Annotated in this window: 11 protein-coding genes; 2 read left to right on the top strand and 9 right to left on the bottom strand. The window is 64.8% G+C overall.

Annotated elements, in window-relative coordinates:
- Positions 1-75 precede the first annotated feature (75 nt).
- Positions 76-1,248 (top strand): MFS transporter, encoded by a 1,173-nt coding sequence (locus NO887_RS00285; protein ID WP_256416478.1) that lies wholly within the window; start codon positions 76-78, stop codon positions 1,246-1,248.
- Between the two features lie 3 nt (positions 1,249-1,251).
- Here the strand turns inward: NO887_RS00285 and NO887_RS00280 are convergent, their stop codons facing one another.
- The 7 genes from NO887_RS00280 to NO887_RS00250 form a co-directional block, all read right to left on the bottom strand.
- Positions 1,252-2,454, bottom strand: coding sequence for a pyridoxal phosphate-dependent aminotransferase (locus tag NO887_RS00280; protein WP_256416477.1), 1,203 nt, complete (start codon positions 2,452-2,454; stop codon positions 1,252-1,254).
- A 32-nt stretch (positions 2,455-2,486) separates the two neighbouring features.
- Positions 2,487-2,891, bottom strand: a complete 405-nt coding sequence (gene ribH, locus NO887_RS00275) for a 6,7-dimethyl-8-ribityllumazine synthase (protein ID WP_256416476.1) — start codon at positions 2,889-2,891, stop codon at positions 2,487-2,489.
- Between the two features lie 122 nt (positions 2,892-3,013).
- Positions 3,014-4,000, bottom strand: coding sequence for a hypothetical protein (locus tag NO887_RS00270; RefSeq protein ID WP_256416475.1), 987 nt, complete (start codon positions 3,998-4,000; stop codon positions 3,014-3,016).
- A gap of 188 nt (positions 4,001-4,188) precedes the next feature.
- Positions 4,189-5,757 (bottom strand): PGF-pre-PGF domain-containing protein, encoded by a 1,569-nt coding sequence (locus NO887_RS00265; RefSeq protein ID WP_256416473.1) that lies wholly within the window; start codon positions 5,755-5,757, stop codon positions 4,189-4,191.
- A gap of 111 nt (positions 5,758-5,868) precedes the next feature.
- Entirely contained in the window at positions 5,869-12,060 is a 6,192-nt protein-coding gene (locus NO887_RS00260) for a CARDB domain-containing protein (protein ID WP_256416472.1), read from the bottom strand.
- A gap of 4 nt (positions 12,061-12,064) precedes the next feature.
- Positions 12,065-15,622 (bottom strand): right-handed parallel beta-helix repeat-containing protein, encoded by a 3,558-nt coding sequence (locus NO887_RS00255; protein WP_256416471.1) that lies wholly within the window; start codon positions 15,620-15,622, stop codon positions 12,065-12,067.
- Between the two features lie 672 nt (positions 15,623-16,294).
- On the bottom strand, positions 16,295-16,960 hold the full coding sequence (locus tag NO887_RS00250) for a DUF7504 family protein (RefSeq protein ID WP_256416470.1): 666 nt from the start codon (positions 16,958-16,960) through the stop codon (positions 16,295-16,297).
- A 174-nt stretch (positions 16,961-17,134) separates the two neighbouring features.
- Here NO887_RS00250 and NO887_RS00245 point away from each other — a divergent pair, with 174 nt between their 5' ends.
- Positions 17,135-17,281, top strand: coding sequence for a DUF7550 family protein (locus tag NO887_RS00245; protein WP_256416469.1), 147 nt, complete (start codon positions 17,135-17,137; stop codon positions 17,279-17,281).
- A 112-nt stretch (positions 17,282-17,393) separates the two neighbouring features.
- Here the strand turns inward: NO887_RS00245 and NO887_RS00240 are convergent, their stop codons facing one another.
- The gene (locus tag NO887_RS00240) at positions 17,394-18,551 is read right to left on the bottom strand and encodes an ABC transporter ATP-binding protein (protein ID WP_256416468.1); all 1,158 of its coding nucleotides are present in this window, start codon (positions 18,549-18,551) and stop codon (positions 17,394-17,396) included.
- 153 nt (positions 18,552-18,704) lie between these two features.
- The gene (gene purL / locus NO887_RS00235; RefSeq protein WP_256416467.1) at positions 18,705-21,008 is read right to left on the bottom strand and encodes a phosphoribosylformylglycinamidine synthase subunit PurL; all 2,304 of its coding nucleotides are present in this window, start codon (positions 21,006-21,008) and stop codon (positions 18,705-18,707) included.
- Positions 21,009-21,068 lie beyond the last annotated feature (60 nt).

Below are 21,068 nucleotides of genomic sequence, written 5' to 3'. Positions count from 1 at the left end.
ATTCATGTGTCGGAGTTGGCGACGAATCGGAGAGGTCCGCGAGCGATCCGGTGGTCCGGTGGGGCGCACAGATCCATGAACTGGCAGTACCGCCACACCGTGCTGGCGCTCTGTATGCTCGCCTTCTTCGTGACGTACTTCGCCCGACTGGCGATAAGCCCGGTCGTCCCGTTCATCGTCGACGACTTCGCGGTGTCGAACACCGCCATCGGGGCGGCGCTGTCGGGGATGTGGCTCGCGTACGGCGTCTCGCAGTTCCCGAGCGGAATCCTCGCCGACCGGTACGGCGAGCGGCGGGTGATCCTCGTCGCCGTCGGCGGCTCGGCGGCGATGAGCGCCCTCCTCGCGTTCGCGCCGGTGTTCCCCGTGTTCGTGCTCGTGGCGGTTCTGCTCGGGCTCGCGGCGGGACTCCACTACGCAGTCGCGACGACGCTGCTCTCGCGGACGTTCGACGAGCTCGGAACTGCGGTCGGGCTCCACTCCGTCGGCGGCCCCCTCGCCGGGCTGACCGCCCCCGTCGCCGCCGCGTGGGTCGGCGTCAGGTACGGCTGGCGGCCGGCGGTGGCGCTCGCGGCGGTCGTCGGCGTGCCTGTCTTCGTGTTGTTCTTCCGTGGCGTCCGCCCGACTGAGCCCCGACGACCCGATCAGCCGATGCGCGACCGGCTGCAGCTCGCCCCGCTCGTGGAGCTGCTCTCGCGGCCGTCGATACTGCTCCCGCTTTTCGTCGCGATGATCGGCACGTACGTCGTTCAGGGCGTCATGTCGTTCCTCCCGACGTTCCTCGTCGCGTTTCGGGACTACTCGCCCGGCACCGCCGCCGCGATATTCTCCGCGTTCTTCGTCGTCCGGACGGTCGCACAGATCGCCACCGGGAAGGTGGCGGACCGGTTCGGCCGCGACACCGGGATCGGGATCTCGATCGGTGCCGGCGCGGTCGGTGCCGCCGGGTTCGTCGCCGTCCCCGGTGTCGCAGGCGTCGCGGTCGGCGTCGTGGGTGCTGGACTCGGGTCCAGCTTCTTTTCGGCCATCGATCCGCGGTTCATGGACGCACTGAGCGACACCGAACGCGGCGCGGGGTTCGGCCTCGTTCGCACCGTCTACACGGTCGTCGGCTCAACGGGATCCTTCGGCGTCGGGCTGGCTGCGGACCTGTTCGGCTGGGGCGTCTCCTTCGCGCTGCTCTCGGGGCTGTACGTGATCGCGCTCGCGGTACTGGTCGGGAACAAGCTGCTCAGAACGGGGTACTGAGGTTTATAAGAGGTCGTTCGCGACGAGCCGGTCGACCGCCTCGCGGAGCCGCTCCGCGCTCGCGGCGTACGAGATGCGGGCGTACCCCGGCGCGTTGAACGCGCTACCAGGAACACACGCGACGGAGGCCTCCTCGATCGCGGCCTCACACCACGCCTGATCGTCGGCTCGCGGCTCGTCGCCGCTCGCGTCCGAGGTGCCTTGCACCTCGCTATCGTCCACGGGGATCATCATGTAGAACGCACCGTCGCCCACGTCGACGTCGACCCCGTGTTCGTCGAACAGGTCGACGAGCAGATCGCGCCGCTTCGCGAACGCCTGCCGCATCTCTTCGACCGATTCATCGGTGTTCGAAAGCGCCTCGACACCCGCGTGCTGGACGAAGTTGACCGCGCACGACACCGAGTGCGAGTGGAGCTTGCCGGCCTCGCCGACGAAGTCACCCTTCGCGTGGATGTAGCCGAGCCGCCAGCCGGTCATCGAGTACGCCTTCGAGAAGCCGTTGACCGTGATCGTTCGGTCGGACATACCGTCGAGGCTCGCCAGCGAGACGTGCTCTGCGTCGTAGACGATCCGCTCGTAGATCTCGTCGGAGATCACGGAGATGTCGTGGTCGACGGCGAGGTCGCGGACACCCTCCAAGGCGGCCTCCGAGAAGACCGCGCCCGTCGGGTTCGACGGGGAGTTGACGACGAGCAGTTCGGTGTCGTCGGAGACCGTCTCGGTGAGTTCGTCGAGCGCGGGCTCCAGCTGGAACCCGTGCGGAGCCAGATCGACGCGCGAGAGGTCCCCGCCGGCGAGCTTCGTCATCGCCTCGTAGGAGACCCACGCCGGGTCCAGCAGGACGACCTCATCACCCTCGTCGATCAGCGTCTGGAACGTCTCGTACAGGGCCTGCTTGCCGCCGGGAGTGACGATCACCTCGTCGGCGTCGGCATCGACGCCGGTGCCACGGAGCTTCTCCGCGATCGCCTCCTTGAGGGGCGGAATCCCGTTTGAGGAGGTGTAGCCCGTGTGGCCGGCGTCGAGGGCCTCCTTCCCCGCCTCGACGATGTTGTCGGGGGTGTCGAAGTCGGGCTCGCCGACGGAGAGGTCGACGATGTCGGCTCCCTCGGCCTCCTTTTCGGCGGCGAGGTTCGATATCGCCAGCGTCGCGCTGGGTGCTACGCGTTCGATGCGGTCCGAGAAGTCGTATGCGTCAGTCATTGTCGTGGATGATGAGTCGGCACATCGGTCTGTCAGTCGAGTTCTGCTGCGAGGTCGATCGCGGCGTCGGCTGCGTCCGCGCCCTTGTCGATCCGCTCTCGCGCCTCAGCGCCCGACATCCCCGGACCGCTCACGCCGAACGTAACGGGGGTGTCGCGGTCGAGGCTCACTTGGGTGAGCGTCTCGGCGGTCGCGTTCGCGATGACTCGGTCGTGGTCGGTGTCGCCGGTGACGATGGCTCCGACGACGGCGACGGCGTCGACGTCGTCGCGGCGAGCGAGTCGGTCGGCGGCCAAGGGGCTGTCGTACGCGCCCGGCACCGACAGTTCGTCGACGACGATCGCGTCGCGCTCGGCCGCCGCTTCGCGGGCCGCCTCGGCCATCGGCTCCGTGACGGAGTCGTTGAACTGCGCCACCACCAGTCCCAGCGAGACCATACCGTCGGTCGCACGGGAGGCGGCAAAGGTCTACCGTTCGATCGGCGGGCGACTGCAGGGCGACCGCCGGGCGACCGCCGGGCGACCGCCCACAACGCGACCGCACGCGTCCCGCCGAACGGTCACGCTGCGACGGACCGATCGCGCCACGTCGTCCCGTCCCGATCCGCCAGAAGCGAGACGTGAACGACCAGAAACGCCAGCGCGTAGCCGAGAAAGTGGACGTACACGTTGACCTGCGTCCCCGTGGGCGAGACCGTCGGAAACCCGATGAACGGGTACCCGAGGAGCACGACGGCGGCGGCGACGACTAACTCGCCGTCCGCCGGACGAGCGAGAATCCGCCGGAGCGTCGCTCGCAGCGGTTCGTGTCCGCCGTCTCGCCGACCGTCCGTGTCGCTCCGATCGCGTCTGTCGTCCCGCTTGCGGCCAGCGGTTCGGCTGCAGCCGGCGACTCGGCCGCGAACCGCCTCGCGACCGTACGGGAGGGCGAAGGCGGCGCTCGCGGCCCCGATTCCAGCCGAGACGGTCGAGACGGGCAGCGCGATGAGGGCGATGTATGCGACCGAGAGGAAGAACTGCCCGGGTGCGTACCGCCGCCACGCGACGCCGAAGCGCTCGTCGATCGCGACCGGCAGGACGACCGCGATGTATCCGAAAAAGGCCATGTTGACGCCGGAGAATCCGTACCCGATCGCGTTTCGCGGAACCGCGAGGTTCAGCCCTGAGAGGACGAACGGAAACACGAGTACGAACGTGATCGCAGACGCGAAAAAGAGGCGTCTCCGCCCGGCGAGCAGGCTCACTCCGTACGCCACCGACGCCAACAGCACGAACCCGACGACGTTACCGACGAGGTGCGGCACCGTCAGGTGAACGTAGTGGGCGGTAAACGCCGTGAGAAGCGTCGGCTCGGTGTACGAAAAGGCGGCCGCTCGCTTGGCCGAATCGGAGAGCAGAAACACCGCGGCGAGCACCACGACGGGGACGACGAGGAACACGACCGCGTCGATGCCGACGCGGGTCGGCGCTGCCTCAGGCACCGTCGGTCCGGACCGCTCGATCTCGCTCCGCTCGTGTATCGGTTCCCCGCCGTCGGTTACTGTCACGGATCGGATAACGAGAGCGATCGATTTAGCTGTTCGTCGCAAATTATCTCGTCTGATTTCTAGCGGGCCATCAATACGAAATCGGATCGAATCGCGGTACTCGGCCGAAGTACGGCGCTTCACGAAGACGTGGTAGTGACGAAAAATATCGGAACGAAAAACCGACGCGAAACGGATGAGACCGGCCCTCAGCGGAAGGGGTTCTTATCGTTCGACTGACGCCGGCGGCGCACCGCGACCGCGGCGGCCGCCACGACGACGACGACGGCGACCAGTCCCCCGATGGCCGGGAGACCAAGGCCGGCCGGCTCCTCTGCCGGGTCGTCACCGCTCGCATCGCCGTCCGTCGCACCGCTGTCACCATCGTCCGCGGCGGATTCGACGACGAGGTCGGCGGTCGCGGTGTCGGTCTCGCCGGCGTCGTTGGTGACGGTGAGTTCGGCCGTGTACTCACCCGTCTCGTCGATCGTCGCGGCCGCGGTCTCGCCGGCAAGCGACTGGCCGTCGATCGACCAGTCGTACGCGACGATCTCGCTGTGTTCTGCCGTCGAGTCGCTCCCGTCGAGCGTGACCTCTTCGCCGGCGGTCACGGTTCCGGGGTCGACCGCCGCGGCCGCGTCGGGCTCGCTCACCGCGTTCACCGAGAAGTACGAGAATCCGGGCGTTTCGGCTTCGAGGGCGACGCCGCTATCGGTCTCCTCGGCCACCGTCGTGTCCAGCGATTGCCACTCGCCGTCGTTCAGCCGGGTGACCCGCAATTCGTCTGCGGTCGCATCGACTTCTTCAAGCCGGTCGGCGGAGACCCGCATGCGGACCGTCGCGGATGCGTCGGTCGCGTCGTCGGGAACGGTTATCTCCGACACCTGCACCACAGTGCCCGGTGACCCCGTGATATCGGACGGTTCGGACTCCTGCGTCGTCACCTCGACTGACCCCTGCACGTCGGCGCTCTCGAAGCCGATGGACTCCACCGGCGACCCGGCGTCGAACGTCGCCTGCGCGCCCTCACCAGCGTCGTCGGCCTCGATCGACGCCTCGGCGCTCTGAACAGCAGAGTCGCCGCTCGTGTCGTCATCGACGGCAGCCGCACCGCCGCCTCCGCCTCCGCCTCCGCTTCCGCCTCCGCCGCCACCGCCGCCACCGCCACCGCCTCCGCCGGCAGTACCGTCTCCGCCGTCGCTCCCATCGCCACCGTCTCCGCCATCGCCGCCGTCTTCATCGTCGTTGCCGTCTCCGCCGTCGCTGCCGCCTACGTTTTCGCTTGCAACACCCTCGAACGCGAGGCTCACCTCACGCACGTCGCTCGCCTCCCACGTGACAGTCGTGTCGGCGGTCACGTCGCCGACGCGGAACTCGACGGTCTCGCCGGAGTCAGGTTCCTCCACGGTGAGCTTCTCTTCGAACGGACCGGACCCGCCGAACGTTCCTTCCTCCTCGACGGTGATCGTGTCGTAGCGGTCGCCGTCGACGACCGCTTCGATCTCCGTGCCAGGCTCGGCCGGTTCGCCGTTGACCGTCACGTCGCCGTAGTACGAGGCCGGGACGGCCTCCTGTCCCGCGGCGAGTCCGGGGACCGCCGCCGTCGCGACGAGCACGGCGAGGAGGACGGTCACCCCGACGGTGAGCCGCTCTCGGAGTGGCGTTTCGGCAGCGGCGAGGCTGCCGGCGGTCTGCGACGCGCGTCGAGCTGGTCGGGACGTGCGCCGTTCGGTGGCTGTCGATCGCGTTGTGCGGTTCGAGGGTGTGGGATCTGTCATCGGTTGGATTTCGTGTGTTCGTTCGCGTAGACGATTCCTCCGTCGGTACCGCTCGCTCGGTCGTCCGCGTCCCGCAGCCCGCACGGAGCGGACCGCGGGCGGTCCGCCGCGTTATTCGTTGCGGCGGACCCAGACGACCGCCGCGGCCGCGAGGACCGCGAGGGCCACGAGCAGCGCGATAGCCGTGGTCCCGAGCCCCGCGGGCTCGTCGATCGCGTCGCCACCGTCCGTCCCGTCACCGCCAGCCGTGCCGTCGCCGCCGTCCGCGGCGGGTTCGACGACGAGGTCGGCGGTCGCGGTGTCGGTCTCGCCGGCGTCGTTGGTGACGGTGAGTTCGGCCGTGTACTCCCCCGTCTCGTCGATCGTCGTGGTCGCGGTCTCGCCGGAGAGTGACTGGCCGGAGACCGACCAGTCGTACGCGACGATCTCGCCGTACTCGTCGGTCGAGTCGCTCCCGTCGAGCGTGACCTCCTCGCCGGCGGTCACGGTTCCGGGGTCGACGGCCGCGGCCGCGTCGGGCTCGCTCACCGCGTTCACCGCGAACACGGAGAACCCGGGCGTCTCGGCTTCGAGCCTCACGCCGTCTGCGGTCTCTTCGGCCACCGTCGTGTCGAGGGTCTCCCACTGCCCCTCGTTCAGCCGGACCGCGGTGAGTTCGCTCGGCTCGGCTCCGATCGCGTCGAGTCGGTCCGCCGAGACGCGGAACGCGATCGTCGCCGACCGGTCGGTCTGGTCGTCGGGGACCGATATCTCCTGCACCGTGACGGCCCCGCCCGGCGGGTTCACGTCCGCCGAGTCGGGGTCGACATCCGAGACCGCGACTTCGCCGACCCGATCCGTCGAGTCGAACGCGATGGACTCGACGTTCGAGACCGACTCGAGCGTCGCGACGCGCTGGTTCGTCTCGAAGTCGATCGAGGGCGTCACCGTCTCGGTCTCGACCGCGTCGAACTCCAGCGAGTCCGCGGGATCGTCACCGAACGAGACGCCACCCCCGCCGCCTCCACCGCCGGAGCTGACGGGGTCCTCGCCCGTCTCGTCGTCTGTCTCATTATCCGGTTCGGGCGCTTCGACGGTCAGACTGACTGTGTCGTTCTCCGTCTCATCGCCGGCATCGTACTCAGCCTCGATCGTGGTCGTTCCGGCCGCCTGTGCCGTGACCGTATCACCGCTGATCGTGGCGACCGTCTCATTACTGCTCGTGACGGTCGCGCCGGCAGTCACGTCGCCGCCGGAGCCATCCGTGAAGGTCGAACTCACGGAGACCGTCGCCGACTCGTCGACGACGAGCGTGTCGTCGGCCGCTCCCGTGAGCGAGAGCGAGACATCGGACAGCGCCGCGTCGGTGACGGTCACCGACACCGACTCTTGGGCAATCGTCGTCCCGTCGTCGGTGAGCCTAACGGTGACCTGTCCGCTGTTCGTCGCTCCTGGTGTCCACGTCAGCGTGCCGTTCGTCGTCTCAGTGCCGCCGACGGCCACCACGGTCGAATCGACCGTCGTCGTTCCGTCGAAGGCAATCAGTTCGGCCGTCACCGTACCTTCGCGGTCGCCGGTGTTATCGACGGGTGCCTCGACGGACAGCTCCTCACCGAGCGGCACGGTCTCAGGCGTCGCCTGCGGCGTTCCGAGCGCGAACGAGGCCGGGTCGTCGACAGGGACCGAATCGTCGCTCGTCGTGTCGTCCAGGCTCGCGACGGTGAGCGCGACCTCCTCGCCGTCGGTCACGTCCGTGCTGTCCGAGAGCGAGACGGTATCCGATTCGCTCGCGTTCAGCCCGAGATCCCGACTGTCGACGACGGTACCGTCACCGCGGCGGAGTTCGATCCGCTGTCGGTCCGCCCCGGACCCGTCGTTCTCGATCGTCGGTTCGATCGTGAAGTCCTCATCGCGGAGGACGGAGTCCGGAAGGTCGCTGTCGTCGACCACGAAGTTCGATGCGGGACGGCTGTCGAGCGGGTCGCCGTCGTCGACGACGCTGCGTGCGATCCAGTCGGATCCCTCGACGGGTGCGCCGCCACCCCACCAGTTGTCGGTGGCGTCGACGTAGCTGTCGTCGGAAAAGACGCTCACGCTGTTGGATTCGAGCACACTGTCGTCGATCGTCACGCTCCGATTCTCGTCGATATCACTCGCGTTCGCGTCCTCGGGGACGTCACCGGGAACCTCCGTCACGCGGATCCCGTAGTCGGCGCTGTTCCGCACCGTCGCGCCCTCGACCACGGTTCCCGCGGAGAGCAGTTCGATCCCGGTCGCCGAACTGAGAACCTCCGCACCGGCGATCTCGTTCTCGCCGCTCTCGACGAGGATCCCGGTGTCGCTCGCGCCGGTCACGCGCGCGAAGTCCACGGCGGTTCCGTTGTCGCCCGCAAGTCGGATCCCGACATCGGTGTCGGAGACCTCAACGCCGGTCAACGCGTTCGAGCCTGCGGTCTCGTCGATACCGGTCGACCAGTTCGTCGCTCGAACCGACGTGAGCGTCGCGTCGTCGGCGTCGACCTCGACCGCCGTGCCGTTACCGTCTCCCTCGAAGGTCAGGCCGTCGAGAGTGACGTCTTCGCCAACGATCTGCATCGCGGTTTCGTCGTCTCGGCTCGGCTGACGGATCACCGGCGCGTCGACCGGACTGTCGGCCTCAACGGTAATCCCCGACGGAACCTCGATCGTGTTTCGGGCTTGGTATTCGCCCGGTCGGACGGTCACTGTGTCCGCGGTGTCGTCCGCTTCTGCGGCATCGACGCCGCTCGCGACGCCTTCGAAGTCGACGGCCGCCGTCCGAGCGACCGTGTCGTCCGCGAACTCGTCGTTACCGAAGCCGACTGTCACCTCGCGATCGAACGTCCCCGCGAGCGGCTCGGCTGGCGGTGCGACCGAGAGGTCGACTGTGGCCTCCGCGCCGGATTCGAGCGACCCGCCCTCGGCGATCGAATCGGAGGTGTTGAGCCCGACCGAGTCGTTGGCGACCGAGCCGTCCTCGTAGTCGAGGGTAACCGTCTCGTTGCCGTCGAGCGGCTGGTCACCGACGTTCCGGACGGTGACGGTCGCGGTCAGCGACTCTTCCTGCGTCGTGGTCTCGTCGACAGCAACGTCGACGAGTTCCGGCGTCGCCGGCTCCGGCTCGGTGACGGTGAGCGTCCCCTCGTCCGTCTGGTTCACAGTTCCGATCTCGTAGGTCACGTCCGTCGACTCCTCCTCGTCGAGGTCGAGCTCGCTGATATCGAACTCGAAGGAGACCTCGGTCGAATCGTCGTTTCCGTTGAGTTGGATATCCTCGTTCGTCTCAGACACCGCGTCGCCCGCGGTGAAGGTGACGTTCTGTGTGCCGTCGAGATCTCCGATATTCGTCACGGTGGCGTTCACAGTCACGTTCGCGTCAGAGGTGTTGAGAACCTCGTCTGCGCTGGCTTCGAGTCCGTCGACGCGGAAGTAGGCGTCGTCCGGCACGGGTTGAACCGTCACGTCGCGATCGACGCGATCCTCGGGCGTGACGACCGAAACCGCCACGGTTTTGCTCTCGCCATCGGGAACAGTCAGGTCGGGATCGCCACTCAGTTCGACCGTCTCGGTCGCGCCGCCCGCGACATCGACGGTCGTCGTGTTGGTGAGGCTCCCGTCGATCGAGAACCGAACACGTCGCGATTCGAGATCGCCGTCGCCGACGTTCTCGGCCGCGACCGTGACCGTGACGTTCTCGTCGGCCGTCACCGGATCGGTGACCGAACGCACCGAGAGATCGAGTTCGCCCGGCTCGCCGACATCGACGGTCGCCTCGGCGACATCGTCGTCGGTGACGCCCTGAACCGCGAGCTCGCCCGCGGATTCGGGCGAGAGTTCGAACTGTTCCGTCGTCTGCTCACCTGACGCGAGTTCGACGCCGGCCGTATTGGCGACCTCCTGCCCGTCGGCCAGCAGCCGGACATCGGTGGTGTTGCTCGCGTTGCCGCCGACGTTCGTGACGGTGACTCCCGCGGTCACGGTGTCACCCGCGATCGCGCTCTCGTCGATAGTCAGGTCCGCTTCGAACTCCGCGTTCGCGCGGACATCGACCGACTCCGTCGCCTCGTCGTCCGGCGTCGAGACGGACACATCGCTCGTCTCTATCGTCTCTCCGGCGTCGGCCGATGTCGTCGTGTAGGTGACCGTCTCTGTCGTCACCTCGCCGTCCGAGAGATTCAGATCCGTCGTTCCCAGCGTCGTACCGCCGAACTCGAACGTCACCGGTTTCTCGGCGTCGACGCCGCCGGTGTTCTCGATCGTCGCTTCGACATCGACCGCGTCACCTTGGTCGACAGACGACGGAACGCTCACGTCGTTCACGACGAAGTTTGCGGGCTCGCCGATCGCGACACGGTCGGTGTCGGCGGTCGTCTCGCCGGTCGCGTCGTTCGCGGCTTGCGCTTCGAGGAGGTACTCGCCCTCATCGAAGTCGCTGGCGTTGATCGAGAACCCATCATTCGGTTGAACGGCGGTCTCGTCACTTCCAGGACCGGGGCTCACGTCGAAGGTCTCCTGCGAAGAACCGTTGAAGAATACTTCGACGGAGCCACTTCCCGGCTGCTCGCCGACGTTCTCCACGACAACTGTCGGCGTGAACTCTTCGTTACTCAGATCGTCGCTAACGTTGGTTGCCTCGTTGATCGACACCGCGAACTCGGCCTGTGGCGTGACATCCAGCGTTGTCTCGTCGACGCTGTCCGGTTCCTCGGCGTCGTCGCGCTCGGCAGTCGCCTCGATCGTCACCTCGGGCGCGTCGCCGAGTTCGAGGTCGTACGTCGCATCGATGGAAGTCTCTTCTTGATCTCCGAGGTTGACATCAACTGTCTCGAACTCTTCGCCGTTCGCAGTGAACGTCACGTTCCCGTTTAGATCCTCCGTTCCGAGGTTCTCGGCGGTCGCGTCTACTCGGACTGGAATCGTCTCATCCTCGGCCGGCTCTTTCACTGACGACTCGTTCAGCCCGTCGATTATCACGTCAAGGAACGGACTGACCTCGCCGATATCGGCAGTGACCGTTTCGGAATCATCGTCCGTATCAATCTCGTAGGAGAGTTCGTTGCCGGCGTCGGATTTGCTCGTTGTGACGGATGGATCGAAGTCCTCACTCTCGCCGGGAGCCAGAGTGAAGTCCTCGGATGCAACGTCGCTCGCGTCCGTGGTAACGTTCGTGAGAGTCACCGTTCGATCGGTTACCTCCGTCTCACCAACGTTCGTGACCTCTGCGACGATGGAGATATTCTGTCTCGCGACCGGATCGAGCGTCGACTCGGCTTCGATCACGTCGACTTCGAGTTCGCCCGGTCGCAGGACCGAGACGGTCTGCGTCGCGATGTCGTCGTCGGTGGTCGCCGTCAGCGTCGTGTCGCCCGCGTCGACCGCGTCGAGCGTGCGGTTGAACTCGATCGTGTCGTCGTTACCCCCGTCGAGTTCGACCGCGCGGTCGACGAGCGTCTCGTCGCCGAAGGAGACGGAGACGTTCTGTTCGTCCGTGACCTCGCCGGCGTTCTGGACCGTGACGGTGCCGTTGAGGTCGTCTTCACTTGGGACGTACTGATCGCCGTCAGCAGGCTCGACCGGATCGAGCGAGACGGTGAAGTTCGACGGATCTTGTAGGTCGACCGTGACCTCCTGTGACTCCTCGTCGGTCGCCACTTGGAAGGTGACCTGCTCGCCGTCGTCCTCGCTCGTCGGGACCGAGAGCACCTCCGTCGTGGTCTCGTTCGTGTCGAGGTCGAGCTGTCGGCTCGCGCGGGGTTCGTCCTCGCCGTCGGCGGTGACGGTGAGTTCGCCCGAGCCCGGATCGCCGGTGTTCTCGATCGAGACCGATATCTCGGCGTCGTCACCGCGGGGAACCGTCTCGTCGAGGTCCTCGATGTCGAACTCGTAGATCGGGTCGAGGCTGCCGGCGCGGAGGTCGACGCGCTGGACATCACTGGACCCCCACTCGATCGAGGATGGGTCGGTCCGCGTGACTGGATCGCCGTTCACGCGGAATTCGACTGTGGTGTCGTTCTCGACGTCATCGGCGGTGACTGTGAGTTTCTCTTGACCGAGGTCCGGGCCGCCGTACCACCCGGATTCGTTGACCGAGAGTTCGTCGACGACCTCACCGTCGACGACCGCGGAAACGGTCGCACTGCTGCCGGCCGGGTCACCGTCGATCTGGACGGTCCCGTAGTAGGACGCCGGAACCGGTTCCGGATCCGATGTCGGATCTGATTGTGCCGCCACGGAACCCGAAACGGCCACCATGGATGTGACCATCAGGACTGCGGCGAGCACCGCTGCGATTCGTTGTCCGTGCATCGGTCTATTCTTCGCTCTCTTCGTCGTTCGGATTCAGTACGTCCTGGTAGTACTGTTCTGCCGACTGTCCCTCTGCGTATCCGGTGAGGAGCCCGATGTTATTGTCCCCACTCGTCCGCTCAACGTAGACCCAGGTACCGTCGAACGCACCGTACTCAGCATACGGGGCACCAACCTGTTCGGGCTGCTCCTGTAATTCCTGCGTGGTCTCAAGGATCGATCCGTCTCGGACAACGATATCGGGGTTCCCGTCAGCGTCTCCGTCGGCGGCACCGGTCGGAACGAGGTTCCAACCACTGTTGATGTCGACTTCAGTTGCACTTTCGGTATCTGTCTCTGTGACATCAATCGGAACGACGATCTCGTCGTCGATTGCGCTGTCGGTTGCGATGACGATAACCTCGCCTGCATTCGGGGTGTAGTCACCGTCAGCAGATTCGATATTACTGACGAGTTCGAATCCGGAGTCGACATCGTACCGATACGCTGCAGCACCACTCTCGAATTCGACATCGCTGAATAGATCACTGACCGGTTCCTCTGACGGAGCGGTAAATCCGACAGCGACTGCCTCTCCATCACTCTTGACTTCGAGAACTGAGCCGTATTCAGTTGTATCTTCGACTGAATCCACATCGAGATCGCTCGGAGCAGTCGTCAGAACTGGGTCGTAGACTGCATTCCCGGTGACAGTAGGGACATCGTCTCCGTAGTAGTTGAGACGGGCATCAGGAGACTCGGACGCGTAATTTACGATATCGACCGGAACATCGAGTGAGTTCCTATTTATTTTAATACTCTCATAGTCTGCGTTCACTCTATCACTACTAATTACAACACCTTCCGCTGGTGCACCTTCAGCGTTGAACGTTTCTAGTGTGTTCTGCGTAATATTGACATTCTCTGGATTCGCATCATCGTTGCTATCTGTTCCACTTACCGCCATACCAAGGACGTATCCATCTGAATTCAGGTTACGGAGAGTGTTTTCTCTGACCTCAGCGTTACCAATCTCTCCTTGGACATGAATCCCGTACAGGTTGCCAAAATCAACGCCCCACTCACCACTTGTCGCTTGCGAACTCCCATTGAAGCTCACATTCTCGACAAGATTATCATGGACTGTGATTCCAGTCAATTCAGTATCTGCGTTGTATATCTGAATTCCTTGAATTGAATTTACGTTATCAACATCTTCGATATCTGTGATGTTGATTTCGATATCACCAACGCGATTGTTCTGAATAGTCGCATTTGACTCACCCACGATGATCGCTGCAGCAGGCAACGTATCGAAGGCCTCCGTATCTGGACTGACCTCTACTCCGTCAACGGTGACATTATCTGCGTTAACACTAATTTGTCCCTCGATCGTCGCTTCTTCTGCTTCCAACCGCTCATCACTGTTTGCAGAGACACCCTCGTTAGGCCCTTCAAGAGTGACATTCGGAGTATTGATTGTAACTCGCTCATCGTACGTTCCTGCGTTCACCTCCACGGTATCGTATTCATCTGCAGCGGTCACAGCCGACTGAATACTGGAGAATTCTTCGTCACCGACGGTGGCTGCGATGTCAGCTTCTCCGTCCGCACTAGTAAGCCACGGATTAACGTCGACGTTACTAGTGTAATCACTCTCATCGGGGCCATCCGCACTACCCCAGTAGTTCTCGGTTGCATCGAGCGTCGCAGAGTCACCTGCGTAGTACTCGACTGCACCATCCGAGAGGTTGTTTTGGCTGATATCGTAGTCACCAAGGTCGCTGTATCCACCGACTGCAATTGCATTCTCGTCGGTGTCGCCGGTCACGTCATTGACAGTGTTGTTGGTGATTGCGAAGTTTCTCGGACCATCGTCAGAATCAAAGTCCCCGTCTTCGGCGAGACGAACGCCGGTTGCTTTGTCGGCGGTGAGTCCTTCAATGGTATTTCCATCAACGACAGCGCCGGTCAGACTTCCGGGATCGTCGCCATCTGTATCGAGTTCAACATTCAGCTGAACACCGTCTGCTTTGGCGGAGTCAACACCATCGCCGACGGATTCGGATACTTCAACATTGCTGATGACGTTGTCTCGGATCTCTAGTCCCGAAACATCGGTTCCCTGGGTGTTCACCGAGATTCCCCGAGCGCGTTCGTCACCACCTTCCGTGTTGCTAACGCCGTCGATCAGGGTATTCTCGATCGCAATGTCGGAAGCCTCCCCATCACCATCAAGGTAGGCCGCAATCGCGCGACCATCGTTGTAGTTCTGGTCAGAGGCCGTACTTTCGATATCGGTTATCTGCGTGTTAGCAACCGTGAGACCAGAGACATTATTCGTGTTGTCGATCGAGATTCCAGTACGTGCAGGACCGTCGACTTGGACACCGTCGATGATCACATTAGGAGCGGTGACGGTGACGGCTTGCGTCGTACCGTCGTCAGTCGAGATTACTGCTTCGTCGTCTCGATTGTCGCTGGTTCCGGGTTCTCCCGCGTTCGGGCCTTCGAGCGTGACGTTCGGCGTGTCGATAGTTACGCGCTCGTTGTAAACTCCGGAGAAGACTCTAACTGTCCGTTGTTCCGTGTCGTCAGGATCCGGTTCCTCGACGAAGTTATCGAACACCGGCTGAATCGCCGGGGAGACGACGTTATCATCGTACTGAACGGCACCGTCGAATTGGCCGTTTTCATCCACAAACGTCGAAGGAACTGGCCCTTCTGCGTCGTCACTCATCTCGTTTCCGTTGTTGACGACGTGATACGCATTGCCGTCGACAGCCAAGTCTGAGTTCGGATTCAGGAAGTCATTGTTCGTAATAGAGACTCCATCCGTTCGAGCGTCGTCGAACGTCAATCCATCATCTTCGGAATCATCCTCTCCGAAAACGTATACTCCAACCCCATTTCCGTCGAAAGTATTGCTGTCGATGTCGATCTGATCCCCAAAGTCAGCGGCACCCGCTACTTGAGACAAACCTACCCCTACACCGTTGGAATATAGGTCGTTTCCAGAGATAGTGAGATCACTAACGGTGTTCTCTCCTGTCTGAGTGGCGGCTGCAACGCCAACGGGGAAACCGTTGATTTCGTTATCGAGAACGGTTACGCCTGCGACATCTGATCCGACCGACTCACCGCTAGAGTTTTCATCGGTAACGATGACACCGTTATCAGTCTGATCGGTATCGTTCGTGCTGGTAATTACGTTGCCGCTAACCTCGACGCTTGAGGCAGCGACTCGAACACCCTGAGCAACGGTAGTGCTTTCGCCACCGCGCTCAATCGTGAGATCCCGAACGGTAACGCCATCAGCGTCGATAGCAAATGTGGGCGTTCCGTCATCGGCGCTGTAACTGATTGTGGTATCTGAACGGGAACCAGCCGATTCGATGGTGAGCCCCTCAGCACCAGGACCAGCGATGACGATTGAACTGTCGAGTGTGTGATCGCCTTCGATTTGGACGGTATCCACGCTATCATTTCCGATCGCTTCATCGATGCCAGTTTGGATGCTCTCGTCTGGCGCGACTGTAACTGTGTCGCCGTCAATGCTTACACCCGCCGCACTCCCCGCCAAACCACCAACACCAGCGGCGACCATGGACAGTACCATAATCGCCGAAAACAGCACCGCTTGCGCGCGCTTCCGACGCGACGCACTCATTGCGGATCACTCCCGTTGGATCGAGAACGCAGTCGCTGTACCCCTGTCTCGTACCGCCTGTTGCGTGCTGTCATCGTTGGTTGAACTACCAGCGACGCGATCGCGACCGGATATCCCCCCGGATGTCCGACGCGATCGAACCGTCTGTCGCCGATAATGACAATCAGTTAGCTACATTCATATGAAACTACCGGAGGTGGGGAATTTCCGGGACTGCGCGACGGCGATCCCCGGCGTCGATTCCTCTCCCGCCATCGCGGGCGTCAGACACGCTTCGCTGTGTTTACATGTTATTTTGATGTGTAATTAACCGGAATATATCTGGCGGCGACACTCGTCGGGATCGAGCGGTCGCGCCGACTCGATCGCGCGTGGTTCAACGCCGGTCAAACGCGTAAATCCGGTGGGAAGTACGTCAGACGAACGCGTGACAGTCCGTACCGTACAATCCCATTATATCGAACGATCGTCGTCGCCCGGTGATCGCTCGCCGCCCCGTCGCTCGCGCGCGGTGATCACACAGGCGGTTCGCGGCCGCCCTCGTGATCGTTCGCTGCCCCTTTCTCGGCCGGTGCGGCGATCGCCTCACAACGGCCGCCACTCGCTCGGGCTCGGATATCGGACCCGACCCTCGCGTTGCTCGTCCGTGTGGCGCGTCTCGACCACTTGCTCGAAGATGGGAACGAACTGCTCGACGGTCTGGTCGTCGTGTGCGCCCGTGTCGATGCCGACGACGACGGGGTGGTCCGCGGCCGTGGCCTTCTGGACGAGGATGTGGACGAACCGGAACACGCTGGCGGCGTCGGCGTACGCGAGCAGCGGCGAGATCGTGTCGACGCCGACCGCCACCGATCCGTCTCCGTGCGCCTCCAGGCACTCCGTGAACTTCGTGCCGATGGAGGTGAGGTTGCTCGGGTGTTGCGCGTACCTCGTCTCGGCGTCGTCCGTCGGCGACCTCCCGAGCGCGCTCGTCACGCAGTCGACGACGACCGGCTCAACGGCCCCACCGTCGCCGCACTCTGTTCCGCTCACGTCGGCGTCCACGTCCGTCGCAGCCGCCGGAACCGCCAGCCGCCGATGTTCTGACCGCGCGCCCGCAGCTGGCTGTCGCGTCGAGATCAGGATCGGCCGCTCCGACCGCTCCGACCGCTCCGACCGCTCGCAGAGCGTCCGGTGGACCACCCGCCGACGACCCGACAGTACCGGCCCTGCGACGAGCACCGACTCGGCGTCACCGACGAGAAAATTCATCAGTAAAACTGAATTCTAGTCGAACCAACTAAATTGTTCCCGTGGCGGACGACAGTGCTGCGATCGGTGGGAGACCCGGTGAGGGATCCGGCAGGGAGTTCGGTGGTGATGTGTCGTCTCCGGCTGCGCTCGCGTTCAGATGCGTTTATGTGTCCGCCGTTCTGACCCGAGACTATGGACGATCACTCCGAGCCCGACCCGGACAAGCGCGTGACAGCTCCGATGCAATCGTTCGGCAGCCGTGAGGTCGGCATCGGCGCGGCCGTCACCCTCGTCGGCCTGCTGATCGCGTACGTGCTCCCCTTCCTGTTCACGTTCTGAGCCGCGCCGTTTCTCCCGGAGAACTGAGCCGAACTCCCACAGCGACCGCGGTTTTCGCCTTCTCGCCTTCTCGCCTTCTCGCCTTCTCGCTTTCTCGCTTTCTCGCCGTCGTCTACCGCGGGTACCACGCGAGCGGGTGATCGGCCGAAAGGTCGATCGTGACGGGCTCGTCGAGGTCGAACTCCTCGACGTGGTTGTGCAGGCAGTGGACCGCGTCGCCCGAGTCGAGTTCGACGCGATAGACGAACGAGGGGCCGACGTACTGTCTGGAGACGATGACCCCGTCGGCCATCTCGGCGCTCGCGGGGGTCGCCCGGAGGTCGTCCGGCCGGACGAGCACGTCGACCGGCGCGCCGTCGTAGACGGTGTCGTACCCCTCTAGGGTGACGGCGTCGAACCGACCGATCTCCGTCTCGACGTTTCCGTCGCGGAGGTGACCCTGCAGGAACGACGCCCGACCGAGGAAGGAGGCGACGAACTTCGACTCGGGGCGCTCGAAGACCTCCTCGGGACGGCCGACCTGTTCGATCTGCCCGTCGTTCATGACCGCGACCCGGTCGGAGATGGATAGCGCCTCCTCTTGGTCGTGGGTGACGCTCACGGCGGTGACGCCGGCCTTCTTCAGGATCTGACGGACCTCCTCGCGCATCTCCACGCGCAGCCGCACGTCGAGGTTCGAGAACGGCTCGTCCAAGAGGAGGACCTCGGGCTCGGGCGCGAGCGATCGAGCGAGCGCGACGCGCTGTTTTTGCCCGCCGGAGAGCTGGTCCGGCGTCTTCTCGCCGTGATCGATCATCTCGACGAGTTCGAGCAGTTCGTCGACGCGCGCCTCGGTCGCCGCCGCGTCCGCGTCCTCCAGCCCGAACGCGATGTTCTCACGAACGGTGAGGTGTGGGAACAGCGCGAAGTTCTGGAAAACGATGCCGACGTCGCGCTCTTCGGGCGGCACGAGCGCGCCGTCGCCGGCGACCGTCTCGCCGCCGAGGTCGACACGGCCGTCGGTCGGCTCCTCTAGTCCCGCGATCGTTCGGAGCGTCGTCGTCTTGCCGCAGCCGGAGGGTCCGAGGAAGGTGAGTAGTTCGCCGGGTCGAACGTCGAGCGAAACGCCGTCGACGGCGGTCTCCGGACCGAAATTCTTGCGCACGTTCGACAGCGACAACACCGGATCGGACGACGCTCCGGCTGCCGGCCGCGCCGCGTCGGACGACCCGCTCGCCTCCTCGCGTTCCCCGTCCGACTGTGTCGTTCCGACTGATTGCGTTTGAGCCATCGATGGAGCGGGCACCGGAGCGACCGGTGTCCCGTGAGTGTCGCTACGTATTTTAGGAAGCCCTAAAAACATATCGCTCGGTCTCTCTCGTCGAAATCGCACGAAAAGGTATCGCCGCGCTCGGGGAGATTCGCTCCGTGGCCGGAGGCTGGATCAGGCGAGTTCGCGCCCGATGACGCCCCGATGGTCGCGGATCGCGTCGGCGTCGAGCGTGACTGACCCCTCGCCGACGGCGAGTGACAGCGTCCCGTCCCCCGTCACCTCGCCGAGCCGGAGGACCGGAATATCGCCCGCGAGGTCGGCCACGGCGTCGGAATCGGTCGTCTGGACGACGAGCCGGCCGGGCGTCTCCTCGAAGGCCGCGACCCGATCCGGGAGACTCACGTCGGCACCCGCGTCGTCGGTCACCATCTCGGCGAGCGCGACCGCGAGCCCGCCGTCGCTCACGTCGTGGGCCGCGAGCGTCGCCTCGTGCCGCGCGACCGCCGCGAGCGACGCGACGAGGTCGCCGAGTCCGTCGGCGTCGTCACGACCGTCGTCATCGCCGCGACCGCCGGAATCGTCGCCTGTTCCTGCCGGCAGCGATGGGAACCGGTCCGATCCTCCGACCTGCGCGAGGTACTCAGAGCCGCCGAGCGCGTCTCCGCCCGCGCCGACCAACAGCAGTTCGGAGTCATCTTCGCGGTCCGCGTCGAGCGCCGCGGGCGGCGCGTCGTACCCTCGCTTGGTGCCGATCAGCGCGAGGGTCGGCGTCGGCGGGATCGGCCCTTCGACGCTGTCGTTGTACAGCGAGACGTTCCCGCCGACGACCGGCGTGCCGAGGTCGGCGCAGGCGTCCGCGAGTCCGTCGACGATACCCTTGAAACCACCGTAAACGTCCGGTTTCTCCGGGTTGCCGCCGTTGAGGCAGTCGACCGCGGCGAGCGGGACCGCGCCCTTCGCGGCGAGGTTCGCCGCGTTTTCGAGGGCGACTGCGCGGGCACCCTCGTATGGGGCCGCTTCGGTCCACTTCGGGTTCGCCCCCGAGGAGAGCGCGAGGCCGACGCCCGCGTCGTTACCCGCGCTGGCCCCGTCGTTCGCCGCCTCGCGGATCGCCATGATCGAGGCGTCGTCGCCGGGTTTGAGTGCCGTTCGCGTGCCGACCTCGTGGTCGTACTGGCGGTACACCCACCGCTTGCTCGCGGTCGTGGGCGCGGACACGACCGCCTCGACCGCCTCGTCGAGCGCGGGATCCGGGTCCGGGAGGTCGCGCTCGGGCTGAATAGGGGCCTCGCTCGCGAGGTCGTTCATCGGAGCGCCGTCGGCGAGGTACTCGGCGTCGACGTCGACGACGACCTCCGAATCGCCATCGTCGCCGCCGTCGTCCTCGCCCCGTCCGCCCGCGAACTCGCAGACGTAGTTTCCGTCGGTCACCTCGCCGATGACGGAACAGCCGAGGTCGAACCGCGCTGCCAACGCCGCCACACGCTCGACATCGGCGGGGGCGACCTCGTAGCACATTCGCTCTTGGCTCTCGGCGAGCAGGATCTCCATCGCGTTCATGTTCGGCTCGCGCTGATGGACTCGGTCAAGGTCGATCCGCGCGCCGAGCCCGCCCTTCGCGACGAGTTCGGACGACGCGCCGCCGAGGCCGGCCGCGCCGAGGTCGCGAGCGGACAGGACCAGATCCTCGTCGACGAGCGCCTCGTTGCACTCGATCAGTCGCTTTTCGGCGTAGGGATCGCCGACCTGCACCGCCGGTCGATCCTCCGTTTCGGCGTCTTCCGCGAGGTCCTCGGAGGCGAACGACGCGCCGCCGAGGCCGTCGCGGCCGGTGCCGTTGCCGACGAGGACGAGCTTGTTGCCCGGCTCTTTGGCCGTGGCCGTGACGAGCCGGTCCTCGTTCGTCAGCCCGACGCAGGCGACGTTGACGAGGGGGTTCCCCTCGTAGCCGCCGTGGAACGCGACGCTGCCGCCCACGGTGGGGACGCCGATGCAGTTGCCGTAGTGGGAGATCCCCTCGACGACGCCCTCGAAGAGGTACCGCGACTGCTCGCGGTCGAAGTCACCGAAGTACAGCGAGTCGAGCAGGGCGATCGGATACGCGCCCATGCTCATCGTGTCGCGGACGATGCCGCCGACGCCGGTGGCGGCCCCGTCGAACGGGTCGACGAAGGAGGGGTGGTTGTGGCTCTCGACGCCGAAGGTGACGTACTGGTCGCCGTAGTCGTCGGGGTCGCGCTCCGGCGCGGGCGCGTCCGCGGCGTCCGGCTCCGGGAGGGCGAGGACGGCGGCGTCGTCGCCGGGGCCGACGACGACCTGATCGCCCTCGCTGTCGAACGCCGACAGCAGCGGGCGCGAGGAGCGGTACGCGCAGTGCTCGCTCCAGAGGTTCTCGAACAGCGCGGCCTCGGCCGCCGTCGGCTCCCGGCCCAGCTCCGCGACGACGAGCTCGTGGTCCGGCTCGGACAGACTCATTCACTTACGTGGTCACCGAGGGTGTTTGAATGCTTTTCTATATGCACGTTCGTGTGATCT

The organism is Halorubrum laminariae, assembly GCF_024494655.1.
Classification (GTDB): Archaea; Halobacteriota; Halobacteria; order Halobacteriales; family Haloferacaceae; genus Halorubrum; species Halorubrum laminariae.
This window is presented reverse-complemented; position numbering and strand designations above follow the sequence as displayed.